The sequence below is a fragment of the Pseudomonas sp. CMR5c genome, from assembly GCF_003850545.1.
Lineage (GTDB): Bacteria > Pseudomonadota > Gammaproteobacteria > Pseudomonadales > Pseudomonadaceae > Aquipseudomonas > Aquipseudomonas piscis.
On the sequence record NZ_CP027705.1, the window covers coordinates 762,249 to 774,210 of the forward strand.

Genomic DNA, 11,962 nt, shown 5'->3' on the forward strand with positions numbered 1-11,962 from the left:
CTCATGAACACTCCCTCCACCCCACGCCAGCAACTGCTTCTTGTGGATGACGAAGAAGACGCACTGATGGAACTCGCCGAGCTGCTGGAGGGTGAGGGTTTCACCTGCTTCACCGCTCTCTCGGTGAGGCTGGCCCTGGACCATCTCACCCGCCATCCGGACATCGCGCTGGTCATCACCGACCTGCGCATGCCCGAGGAGAGTGGCTTGTCGTTGATCAAGCGCTTGCGCGAGCACACCTCGCGCCAGCACCTGCCGGTGATCGTCATGTCGGGCCATGCCGACATGGACGATGTCAGCGACCTGCTGCGCCTGCAGGTCCTGGACCTGTTCCGCAAGCCGATCTACCACGTGCGCCTGCTGGAAACCCTCAACAACCTGTTCCCCGAGCCCCGGCTACAAGTCGTCGGGCCCTGACTCCCTTATCTCGCCAGGGGTCCCGGATTACCGGGGCCTTGGCGTCCCCGCGACATGGCAGGGCGGCAAAAAAAGACCCGCCGAGGCGGGCCACAAGTCACGCAACTGTTCGTTCAGAGCTGGTAGCTGAAGCTCAGGCTGTAGCGCGGCCGGCGGTTGTAGGTGTCCAGGGCTTCGTCGGACATGGGCTTGGCGGCTTCCACGGCGATGTTGTAGTGCTTGGTATCGCCAAAGCGCAGGCCGACGGCGGCCGACGACAGGCTGCTGCCCCTGACTGGCAGTTCGTTGAACCAGGTCTTGGAGCGGTCCAGCACTACGTAGGGCTGCAGCACCCGGACCCAGGTTCCTTCGCGGTTGAAGCTGTAGTTGACCTCATAGGCCACGCCCCAGCCCTTGTCGCCGGTGGTCTGGTCATCAGGGTAGCCCCGGGCGAAGTTCTGGCCGCCGAAGCTGGCCCGTTCGCTGTCCGGCAAGTTGTCCCGGCTCCAGTACAGGGCGCCGGACAGCACGCCCTGCCAGTTGTCGAGGAAGCGATTGCTCTGCACGCCGGCCAGGCGCACACGGAAGAAGTCCAGGTCGTAGAGGGTGTTGTTGGTCTTGGCGCCCATGCTGTCGAGGCCGCGGTACAGGCCGGCGCTGAGGATCCGTAGCTGGCGTTGGTCCGACTTGCTCCAGTCGCCTTCCAATGCCAGGGCGCGAATGTCGGTCTTTTCTTCCACTGACAAAGGCAGGCCATTCACCCGATAGCGGGTCTTGTCGTTCACCGCGTACAGGCGTGTACCGAGGGTGAGCATTTCGTTGGGCGAGGCGATGAAAGGGTGGCTGACACCAATGGAGAACCGGTCGTTCTCTCGATGGGGCTCCAGCACCAGGCCGTTGCTGAGCAGGATGTCGCTATGCGGATCGGCACGGTAGCGCGCACCGTACAGGCTCAGCTGGGTGCCCTCCGAGCCCAGGAGCTGGTTGTAGTCCAGGCGGTAGTAGTGCTCCTTGTCCTTGCCTGGCGGGAATAGCCCGCTGAGGGTCAGCTGCTCGCCCCAGGTGGTCTGCGAGTTGCTGGTGATGCCCACCAGGGCCTGCATGCCATTGCGGTTGTCCTGGTTGCTGTTGAGGGTGGTGGTGATGGGTTTGCGGCTGGCTACGGCCACCAATCCGGTCGCACCGTCGGTGGTGCCCGGTGGTGGCACCACGGCTTGCAACGTCACCCCGGGCACCCGGCTCATCAGCGTGGTGTAGCGTTCGAAGGTCTTGCGGGTCAGCGGGCGCTCGGCCTTCAGCTTGGCCACCAGCTTGTCCAGATAGGCCGACACCGGGCCGATGTCGCCCTGCAGCTGATAATCGCGGATGTATCCCTCCACCAGCACGATTCGCAAGGTGCCCTGGTCGAAGCGTTGCTGTGGAATGAAAGCGTAGGACAGCAGGTAACCGTCGTCCTGGTAGCGCTTGGTGATGCTGCGCGTAGCCTCGATCAGTTGGCTGAAGCTGACCTCATGGCCGATCAGCGGCCGGTAGATGGCCGCCAGCTCTTCCAGGGGATAGACAGTGCCACCTTCGATCTGTAGCTGGCGCACGGTGAGCTTGGTGCCCATCTGCAACGGTTGCTGGCCCTTGGGTACCGAGGGTTCTTCGGGAAGCTGCAGTTTCGGGCTGGCCGGGCGGTAAGCGTCCACCGGCAGGTTGGGGGTCGGCAGGTTGTTGATGCTGTCGTTGTTGTTGAGAAAGCGCGGCAGGGAGTCGGCATAGGCGCTGGAGCAGCACCCGAGTAACAACAAGCTGGCCAACGTACGCATAGGACACTCCATGGTCGAATTGCGGTGATGCCAAGGTGCTCATGCCTGGTGGCCGTCGGCTACAGGCTCGGGGCGGCGCAGGAATGTCGTGCCCAGGATGAACAAAAAGGCGAGAGACCCATTTGAATCTCTCGCCTTCAACCAAGCGTAGGCGCTGTAGGTGGGGCCGTCGAATCGGCCAGGTGCAAATTATCGAGTGCCGCCCAAGGCGCCGGTGAGGCCTCCCACCACTGCGCCCAGGCCACCGCTGGTGGTTCCGGTCGAGGCGCCGCCACTGGCGGAAGCCCCGACATTCAAGCCACCCAGCAGACCACCGCTGGGAGCGGTACCGCCGTTGACCAGGCCGCCTGCCGCGGCCACGGTGCCGCCCACCGCGTTCAGGGTGCCACCCAGTGCCGTACCGACCTGGCCGGTGCCGGTGCTGCCGGCGAGGCTGGTACCGACGTTGCTTACCGCGCCGCCCACCTGGTTCAGCAGGCCGGCGACCGGCGCTCCGGTGCCGGTGGCTGCACCCACTTGCTGGGTCAGGCCGCTGGCCGCGTTGGTGACCGGATTGAGTGCCGAGCCGACGCTGGCCCCGACACTGGCCAGTGGTGCGGTGACCGCCAGGTTGGGAGTGCCGCTACCACCCAGGGCACCGCCGACCGAAGCCACCAGGCCACCGGCGGAGGCACCGGTGACACCACCAGCACTGACGGTACCGTTGGTGTTGCCGGCGTTCAGGCCGTTGCTCAGGTTGGCCACGGCGCCGCCCACGGTCTCCAGCAGGCCGTTGTTGGTCCCAGTGCCACCACTACCCGTACCGCTTCCGGAGCCGGAGCTGGCCAGGTAGCCGCCGGCGGTGCCCACGCTGGCGCCAGTGTTGTTCAGGGCGGTACCCAGAAGGTTGGTCACCGGACTGCCGTTGCCGGCGCCGCTGACCTTGTCGCCGGTGCCGTCCACTGCCTGGGCCACGCCGTTGAGCAAGCCCTTGACCGGAGTCCCGAGGCCTGTGGTGCTGCCCAGTTTGCCGGTCAGGCCTTCGGCCATGCTGACCACCGGCACCAGGGCCTGGTTACCCAGGTTATCGGTCAGGGTGCCCAATGGGCCGCTGCTGGTGGTGGTGCTCAGGGTATTGCCGAGCATCGTCACTCGGGCGCCGACACTGCCAAGCGTCGGGGCGACCCGAGTCACCACGCCGCCGACTACCGGCACGCTCTGGGTGCTGGTGGCCAGCTTGCCACTCAGATCGGTGACCCCGGTACCGACGTCGCTGACCACATTGCCGACGGTGGCGGTGGTCTTGCTCAGGGCCTTGGGATCGGTACCCAGCTTGCCCAGGCCATCGGTCAGGCCATCACCCACGGTATCCACCACGTTGCCGGTGGTATTGACCGCACTTTGCACCACGCCGCCGACTACGGGGGTGCCGCTCAGCGAGTCGCCCAGGCCGCTGACTCCGGTGCCGACACCGCTGATGGTGGTGCCCAGGTCCGATACCAGGCTGCTGGTGGTCAGGGGGGTGCCTGTTCCACCCGTCCCGCCTGTACCTCCGGTGCCGCCTGTTCCGCCAGTACCACCGCCAGTGCCGCCGGTGCCACCACCAGTTCCACCGCCTGTTCCGCCGGTACCACCGGTTCCGCCACCAGTGCCACCGCCTGTTCCGCCGGTACCACCGGTTCCGCCACCAGTGCCACCGCCTGTTCCGCCAGTGCCACCGGTTCCGCCACCAGTGCCACCGCCCGTTCCGTCGGTGCCACCAGTGCCGCTATCGGTACTGGCGGGCGATGAAGAACTGCTGCCGCCACTCTTGTGGCCGCCACCACCACCGCTGCAGCCGGCCAGGCTGAGGGTCAGGATCATGGTCAGGGCCGTTAACGTCTTCCATCCGGATTGAGTGTTCATGAGAGTTGTTCCTTGCACCTGTTACAACGTCTGTTGTTTTCGATGGCTCGCCAGTTCTGCTGCTGGAGATGTCGTCGTCCGTTGTCCAGATGAAAGTCGCGAAGGGAACTTCGAACAATTATGAAGTTGGTATTAATGACTTATTCTTCGGCGCCCGGATGCTTATAAATGAATAGTCTGAAAGTATTGAAAGAGTCTGCGTGTATTTAAGAAAGGCTATCTAAAACAACAACTAATGAGCTTGCCGGGCAGCGCCGCTGGTGGCTCTCGACCAAAGTTATATACATACAATTAATAGGGCGAAAAGCTTGGCTGCAGCACTGGCTGGCCCGTGTTGTCAGCCGAGGCACTGGCTTATACTGCGCGCCTTAATTTTTGCGGGAGCTTTTGATGTTGACTCCAGTCTGGTGGCTACTGTGCCTGCCGTTCGTTGCCGGTGCCCTGATTGCCTTGCAAGCCGGGGTCAATGGCCAGTTGGCCAAGCAGGTCGGTAGTGTGTTCGTCGCGGCGATGATTTCCTTCTTCGTCGGCACCATGGCGTTGCTGCTCCTGGTGTTGATACAGCGCGAGACGCCATCGTTGAGCGCCCTCAAGGGGCTGACCTGGTGGCATTGGTGCGGGGGCTTGATGGGCGCGTTCTTCATCACCGTCGCGGCGTTCGCCGGGCCGCGCATTGGCGCTTTGCTGTTCATGACGCTGGTGCTGGCCGGCCAGTTGAGCATGGCCCTGGCCCTGGATCACTTCGGTTGGGCCGGGTTTCGCGAGGCGCCGATCAGCCTCGGCAAGATGGCCGGATTGCTGCTGATCATCCTTGGAGTCGTGCTTATCCGCCGAGGGTGACGACGCTCAGGGCAGTGGTTGCCAGTCTCCTTGCATATGTTGCAGTCCACCCTTGCCCAGCAGTTGCAAGTCGCCGCTGGAGCCGGCGGCGCTGGCCAGCAGGCGGACTTCGCCGGGTAGCAGCACCGGCTTGGCGAAGCGCACCGTGATCTGCACGCCCGCCGTGGGCAGGTGCTGCTCCAGCGCCGCCAGGGTCCGGGCCTTGCTCCACAGGCCATGGGCGATGGCCTGGGGAAAACCGAACAGTCGCGCGCTCCAGGCGCTCAGGTGGATCGGGTTGTAGTCGCCCGACACCTTGGCATAGCGCCGGCCGCTATCGCTCTCTGCCCGCCAGTTGGCCACGGCCTCCAGGCCTGGGCCTGGCTCACGTTCGGCAGGGGTTGGCGCTGGCCCGGAAGCGCCCAGCTTGACCCCGCGACAAAGCATCTCGCTGCGGGCTTCCCAGAGCGGTCCCAGCAGGTCGTCGATGCTGGTCACCAGGTCGAAGGTCGCGCCCTTGGCGTGGGCGCGCAGGTTATCCACCCGGACCCCGACCCGCACGCTGCTGACATTACCCATGGGGCGTAGCACGCGGATCCGGTTGCCCAGGTGCACCAGCCCCAGCAAGGGAAAGGGGAAGTCGCTGGCGGTCAGCAGTTGCATCTGCAGCGGGAACGCCAGCACATGGGGGTAGGTGGCGGGCAGCAGGCCGTTGTCGGTAAACCCGCAGACCTTGCGGTAGGCCGCCAGTTGCCCGGGGTCGAGGCTGATCCAGCAACGCAGGCCCTGGTCGGGCAAGTGCGTGCCGCTGATCTTGCGCCGCAATGCGGCCTTGAGAAACAGCGTCGGCAGTGACGCGGGAATGTTCAGCTCATGCCAGTGTTCCGTCATCTTCACGCTCCCAGCACGCTTTGGCCGCAGACCCGCAGGGCCTGCCCGCTGACCGCGCCGCTCCCGGGCTGGGCGAGCCAGGCCACGGCTTCGGCGACATCCTGGGGCAGGCCGCCCTGGCCCAGGGAACTCATGCGTCGCCCGGCCTCGCGCAAGGCGAAGGGCACGCTGGCGGTCATCTTGGTCTCGATGAACCCCGGGGCCACGGCATTGATGCTGATGTCCCGGGCCTTGAGCCGTGGCGCCCAGGCCTGGGCCAGGCCGATCAGCCCGGCCTTGCTGGCGGCGTAGTTGGTCTGGCCGCGGTTGCCGGCGATACCACTGATGGAGGCCAGCAGGATCACCCGGCCGTGCTCGTGCAGGCACTGGCTGTCCAGAAGCGCCTGGGTCAGTACCTGCGGTGCCCCGAGATTGACCGCCAGCACCGCATCCCAGTATTCCGGGGTCATGTTGGCCAGGGTCTTGTCCCGGGTGATGCCGGCGTTATGCACCAGGATGTCGAGGCCCTGGGGCAACTGTTCGAGCAACCTTGGCGCTGCGTCTTCGGCGCAGATATCCAGGCTGATGGCCTGCCCGCCAAGGCGTGCGGCCAGGGCCTCGAGGTCGGCCTGGGCCTGGGGAACGTCGAGCAACAGCACCTGGGCGCCATCCCGGGCCAGGGTCTCTGCGATGGCCGCGCCGATGCCCCTGGCCGCCCCAGTGACCAGGGCCTTGCGCCCGGCCAGGGGCCGGCTCCAGTCCCGGACCTGGGCGGTGCAGGGCTGCAGGTGCAGCACCTGGCCGGAAACGAAGGCGCTCTTGGGCGAAAGGAAGAAGCGCAATGCGCCTTCCAGCTGGTCTTCGGCCCCGGCCTCCACATACAGCAGTTGCAGGGTGGCGCCGTTGCGCAACTCCTTGGCCAGGGAGCGGCTGAAGCCTTCCAGGGCTCGCTGGGCACTGGCGGCGAAGGGCGCGTCGAGGCTTTGCGGCGGGCGCCCGAGCAGCACCAGGTGGGCACTGGGCGCCAGGTTGCGCAGCAGCGGCTGGAAGAATTCGCGCAATTGCTTGAGCTGGTCGATCTGCAGTAGTTCGCTGGCGTCGAACACCACGGCCTTGAGCCTGGGGCCGTGTCCGGGAATCCAGGGGCTGGCCAGGGCCGGGTCGCTGCCATAGCTGTAGATCGCATCGGTCAGGCGTGGCGCGAGGTCCGCCACCCGTCGCGCCAGGGGGCCGCCGCCGATCAGCAAGGCACCTTCGATGGGCCGCAAGCGGCCAGCCTGCCAGCGCTCCAGGCGCGCCGGCGAGGGCAGGCCAAGGGCCCCGACCAGGCGCTGGCCGATGCCCGAGTTGGCGAAGTCGATATAACGGTCGGACATGGAACGCACTCCGCAGGTTGGGGTTCAAAGTGTGGACCACGAATGGCTTCGGGTCGTTCGATCAGGGGTTCTCCCTCCAGGGCCGAGCAGGCGCCGGATGAGAACCTACGCTGGTGGAGGAGATACCCACCGCAGTCGCATTCACCGAACAGGGAGCTTTCCATGACACAACTGCGTCGCGTCGCGATCATCGGCGGCAACCGTATCCCCTTCGCCCGTTCCAACGGTCCTTACGCCACCGCCAGCAACCAGGCCATGCTCACCGCTGCCCTCGAGGGCTTGATCGAGCGCTACAACCTGCATGGGCTGCGCATCGGCGAGGTGGCGGCCGGAGCGGTGCTCAAGCAGTCCCGGGATTTCAACCTGACCCGCGAATGCGTGCTGGGCTCGCGGCTGTCGCCCACCACCCCGGCCTATGACATCCAGCAGGCTTGCGGCACGGGCCTGGAGGCGGTGTTGCTGGTGGCCAACAAGATCGCCCTGGGGCAGATCGACTGCGGCATCGCCGGTGGTGTCGACACCACCTCGGATGCGCCGATCGGGGTCAACGAAGGGCTGCGCAAGATCCTGCTTCAGGCCAACCGGGCCAAGGGTCTGGGTGACAAGCTCAAGGTCTTGTCCCAGGTGCGCCCGCGCCACCTCAAGCCGGAGCTGCCGCGCAACGGCGAGCCGCGTACCGGCTTGTCCATGGGCGAGCATTGCGAGCAGATGGCCAAGACCTGGGACATTCCCCGAGACGCGCAAGACCAGCTGGCCCTGGACAGCCACCTGCACATGGCCGCCGCCTATGCCGAGGGCTGGCACGATGACCTGCTGACGCCGTTCCTCGGCCTGACCCGGGACAACAACCTGCGCCCGGACCTGACCCTGGACAAGCTCGCCGGACTCAAGCCGGCATTCGACCGCAGTGGCCAGGGCACCCTCACTGCCGGCAACTCGACCCCCCTGACCGATGGCGCCTCCCTGGTGTTGCTGGGCAGCGAGCAATGGGCCCGGGAGCGTGGCCTGCCGATCCTGGCCTACCTGCGTGACGGCGAGGCGGCAGCGGTGGACTTCGTCCATGGCGCCGAAGGTTTGCTGATGGCTCCGGTGTATGCCGTACCACGCCTTCTGGCGCGCAACGGCTTGAGCCTGCAGGACTTCGACTACTACGAGATCCACGAAGCCTTCGCCGCCCAGGTGCTGTGCACCCTCAAGGCCTGGCAAGACCCGCAGTACTGCAAGTCGCGCCTGGGCCTGGAGGCGCCCCTGGGGGCGATCGATCGTTCGCGACTCAATATCAAGGGCAGTTCCCTGGCGGCGGGACATCCTTTCGCCGCCACCGGCGGGCGTATAGTCGCCAACCTGGCCAAGCTGTTGAGCGTGGCCGGGCAGGGGCGTGGGTTGATCTCGATCTGTGCCGCGGGCGGGCAGGGCGTGACGGCCATCGTCGAACGCTGACGGCGCCGGCCAGGCGAGGGGCATTCCCCTCGCCGCCACGGGTCAGGTCTTGAAGCGCCGGACCAGGCCGTCCAGTTCGTTGGACAGGTCCGCCAGGCTCTGGGAGTCCAGGCGCGCCGAGTTGGCCAGTTCCGCCACCAGTTGCGCGTCGCCATGGATCTGGCTGATGTGCCGGTTGATGTCTTCGGCCACTTGATGCTGTTCTTCGGCGGCGGTGGCGATCTGGGTGTTCATGTCGCGGATCACATCCACCGATTCGCGGATCTGCCCGAAGCTGTTGCGCGCCAGGCCAATGCGCTCCACCGATTGCTGGGACACTTCCAGGCTGGCATGCATCTGCTGGGTCACCGCGCTGGTGCGCTTGGCCAGGTTGCCCAGCAGGCCGTCGATCTCGGCGGTGGAGTCGGCGGTGCGCTTGGCCAGCGCCCTGACCTCATCGGCCACCACGGCAAAGCCACGGCCCTGTTCGCCGGCGCGCGCGGCCTCGATGGCCGCGTTGAGGGCCAGCAGGTTGGTCTGCTCGGCGATGGAGCGAATGGTGCCGAGGATCGACTGGATATCGTTGCTGTCGCGCTCCAGTTGCTGCATCGATTGCGCCGATTGTTCGATCTCCTGGCTCAGGCGATCGACGCTGTGCACCGCTGCGTCGATCTGCTGCTGGCCTTCGCGGGCCTGGCGCTGGCCGCTGTCGGCGGATTCGGCAGCCTGGCTGCAGGAGCGCGCCACTTCGTTGGCCGTGGCGACCATTTCATGGAACGCGGTGGACACCATGTCCACGGCTTCGCGCTGGCGTCCGGCGGCCTCGGCCATGTCGCTGGAGACCTGGGTCGAGGAGTGGGAGGTGGCGAGGATCTTCTGGGCGGCCTGGCCGATGTTCTGGATCAGCTTGCGGATCGCCGCGAGGAACTGGTTGAACCAGTTGGCCAGTTGCGCGGTTTCATCGCGACCGCGGATGTCCAGGCTGCGAGTCAGGTCGCCCTCGCCCTGGGCGATGCCTTCCAGGCCGCTGGCCACGCCCCGGATCGGACGCACGATGAGGCCGGCGAAGCTGGCGCCGAACACGGCGAACAACACCGCCAGGACCCCGGCGATGATGGCGATGATCCAGGTCAGCTGGGTCGCCTGGCCCATGACTTCGTCCTGCTGGATCAGGCCGATGAAGGTCCAGCCCAGTTGCTCGGAAGGCCAGATATTGGCCATGTAACGCTTGCCACCCAGCTCCACCTGCACCAGGCCCTTGCCGGCCTTGGCCAGTTGCTCGTAGCCGCTGCCGAGGCTGCCCAGGGCCTTGAAGTTGTGTTCCGGCTGCTTGGGGTCCACCAGGATGGTGCCGCTGTTTTCCAGGAGCATCAGGTAGCCGGATTCGCCCAGCTTGATCTGCTTGACGATCTCGGTGAGCTGCTTGAGCGAGACGTCCACCGCGACCACGCCGCCTTGGGCGCCCAACTGGTTGCCCAGGGAGCGCACGGTGCTGACCAGCACCGCATCGTCGTTGGCCCAGTAGTAGGCCGCGGTGCGCAGGGTCTTGCCCGGGTTGGCCTGGGCGGTCTGGTACCAGGGGCGCACACGTGGGTCGTAGTTGCTCAGCTTCAGGTCGGCGGGCCAGGAGACGTAGCCGCCATTGCTCACGCCGTAGGACACATAGGAATAAGCCGGATGGCTGGCGGCCATGGCGGCGAACAGTTCGAAGATGCGTTTGTCCTGTTCGCCTTCGGGGGCCTTGGCGGCTTCGGCGCTCATCCAGGTCTTGAGGTTGTCGCCGGCCTGGGTGAGCAGGGGTTGAGTCGCCAGGTAATCGATGTTCTGGCTGATGCCCTCGAAGAACAGCTGCATGGCGTTGGCCACTTGGCGGATTTCGCGATTGCTGCTGTCGACGAAGCCGTCCTCGGCATCGCTGCGCAGGTTCATCACCACCAGCGTGGCGACCAGCACCACGGGGAGGCAGGCGATGACGGCAAAGGCCCAGGTGAGTTTCTGTCTGATGTTCATCTGCGCTCCGGTTTTTCTTGTTGTGTTGTCAGTCCACGAAGTGCGGGCACTTCGCGAAACCCTGGGCAGCTTGGAATCTGTGCGGGTTGCCATCCCTGGAGCGAGTGCGGCAGGCGGCGATCGAACCTTGGCCGGATGCTGACGTCTTTATTGGATTGTCGGACAAACTCCCTTGTCTCTAATGACTTCGGCCCAGGCCGTGGAAAATTGAGTCGGCAGGAAGAAAAATCCTCCTGTCGGGGGCGCCCGGCCAGCATTGTCCACTGGTGGACAAGGGCTGCAGCGGCATATTGCGTGCATTGCAGGGCAGGGGAGACCGGCAGCCCTTTCCCGTCGTGGGAGGATTGCCGTATAACGAGTGACTTTCGCGTGTTTGGTAACAAGGGAACCAGAATAAAAGCTGATGAAGACTCCAAAACGCATTGAACCGCTGATCGAAGACGGTCTGGTAGATGAGGTGCTGCGTCCACTCATGAGTGGCAAAGAAGCAGCTGTGTATGTGGTGCGCTGCGGGAAGGAGATACGTTGCGCCAAGGTCTACAAGGAGGCCAACAAACGCAGTTTCCGCCAGGCGGCGGAGTATCAGGAGGGCCGCAAGGTTCGCAACAGCCGCCAGGCCCGGGCCATGGCCAAGGGCTCGAAGTTCGGGCGCAAGGAGGCCGAGGACGCTTGGCAGAACGCCGAGGTGGCCGCGTTGTTTCGCCTGGCCAATGCCGGGGTCCGGGTACCCAAGCCGTTCGACTTCCTCGAAGGCGTGCTGCTCATGGAACTGGTGGCCGACGAATACGGCGATGCCGCGCCGCGCCTGAACGATGTGGTGCTGGAGCCGGAGCAGGCGCGTGAATACCACGCCTTCCTGATTTCCCAGATCGTGCTGATGCTGTGTACCGGCCTGGTGCACGGTGACCTGTCCGAGTTCAACGTGCTGCTGGGGCCGCAAGGGCCGGTGATCATCGACCTGCCCCAGGCAGTGGATGCGGCCGGTAACAACCATGCCTTCAGCATGCTCGAGCGCGATGTCGGCAACATGGCCGCCTACTTCGGGCGCTTCGCCCCGGAGCTCAAGCGCACCCGCTATGCCAAGGAAATGTGGGCCTTGTACGAGGCGGGCACCTTGCATCCGGGCAGCGTGCTGACCGGTGAGTTCGCCGACTCCCAGGAGCGGGCGGACGTGGGCAGCGTGATGCGCGAGATCGAAGCGGCGCGTTTCGACGAAGAGCGCCGCCGGGCTGCCCGTGCGGAGGACGAAAGACCGCCGGGCAAATCCGACGAGCCACCGCCTCCGCCCTGGATGCAGTGACCCATGAAAAATCCGGCCGAGGCCGGATTTTTCATTTCTGCAGACCACCTCGGCTCCCTGTAGCCGCTGTCGAGCCT

9 protein-coding genes and 1 pseudogene are annotated in these 11,962 nt (G+C 65.4%); 4 read left to right on the top strand and 6 right to left on the bottom strand.

Annotated elements, in window-relative coordinates; genetic code table 11:
* The first annotated feature begins 3 nt into the window (after positions 1-3).
* On the top strand, positions 4-417 hold the full coding sequence (locus tag C4K40_RS03470) for a response regulator (RefSeq protein WP_022642091.1): 414 nt from the start codon (positions 4-6) through the stop codon (positions 415-417).
* Positions 418-530: 113 nt separating this feature from the next.
* Here the strand turns inward: C4K40_RS03470 and C4K40_RS03475 are convergent, their stop codons facing one another.
* A complete protein-coding gene (locus C4K40_RS03475) occupies positions 531-2,207 on the bottom strand; it encodes a ShlB/FhaC/HecB family hemolysin secretion/activation protein (protein WP_053132206.1) in 1,677 nt (558 codons plus the stop codon).
* A 189-nt stretch (positions 2,208-2,396) separates the two neighbouring features.
* Complete coding sequence (locus C4K40_RS03480) at positions 2,397-4,091, bottom strand: collagen-like triple helix repeat-containing protein (protein ID WP_053132203.1); 1,695 nt, start codon at positions 4,089-4,091, stop codon at positions 2,397-2,399.
* A 390-nt stretch (positions 4,092-4,481) separates the two neighbouring features.
* Between C4K40_RS03480 and C4K40_RS03485 the strand changes: the two genes are divergently transcribed.
* Entirely contained in the window at positions 4,482-4,931 is a 450-nt protein-coding gene (locus tag C4K40_RS03485; RefSeq protein ID WP_022642095.1) for a DMT family transporter, read from the top strand.
* A gap of 6 nt (positions 4,932-4,937) precedes the next feature.
* Here the strand turns inward: C4K40_RS03485 and C4K40_RS03490 are convergent, their stop codons facing one another.
* Both C4K40_RS03490 and C4K40_RS03495 read right to left on the bottom strand, forming a co-directional pair.
* A complete protein-coding gene (locus tag C4K40_RS03490; protein ID WP_053132201.1) occupies positions 4,938-5,801 on the bottom strand; it encodes a MaoC/PaaZ C-terminal domain-containing protein in 864 nt (287 codons plus the stop codon).
* A 2-nt stretch (positions 5,802-5,803) separates the two neighbouring features.
* The gene (locus C4K40_RS03495) at positions 5,804-7,156 is read right to left on the bottom strand and encodes a 3-oxoacyl-ACP reductase (RefSeq protein ID WP_022642098.1); all 1,353 of its coding nucleotides are present in this window, start codon (positions 7,154-7,156) and stop codon (positions 5,804-5,806) included.
* 162 nt (positions 7,157-7,318) lie between these two features.
* Between C4K40_RS03495 and C4K40_RS03500 the strand changes: the two genes are divergently transcribed.
* A complete protein-coding gene (locus C4K40_RS03500; protein WP_022642099.1) occupies positions 7,319-8,596 on the top strand; it encodes an acetyl-CoA C-acetyltransferase in 1,278 nt (425 codons plus the stop codon).
* A 42-nt stretch (positions 8,597-8,638) separates the two neighbouring features.
* Here C4K40_RS03500 and C4K40_RS32160 read toward each other — a convergent pair whose 3' ends face one another.
* Positions 8,639-9,406 carry a methyl-accepting chemotaxis protein gene (locus tag C4K40_RS32160; RefSeq protein WP_371857902.1) on the bottom strand — a complete coding sequence of 256 codons (768 nt, stop codon included), beginning with the start codon at positions 9,404-9,406 and terminating at the stop codon, positions 8,639-8,641.
* 90 nt (positions 9,407-9,496) lie between these two features.
* Positions 9,497-10,678 (bottom strand): annotated as a pseudogene (locus C4K40_RS32165) (cache domain-containing protein); the annotation flags it as partial.
* 310 nt (positions 10,679-10,988) lie between these two features.
* Here C4K40_RS32165 and C4K40_RS03510 point away from each other — a divergent pair.
* A complete protein-coding gene (locus C4K40_RS03510; RefSeq protein ID WP_022642101.1) occupies positions 10,989-11,885 on the top strand; it encodes a PA4780 family RIO1-like protein kinase in 897 nt (298 codons plus the stop codon).
* The last annotated feature ends 77 nt before the right edge of the window (positions 11,886-11,962 follow it).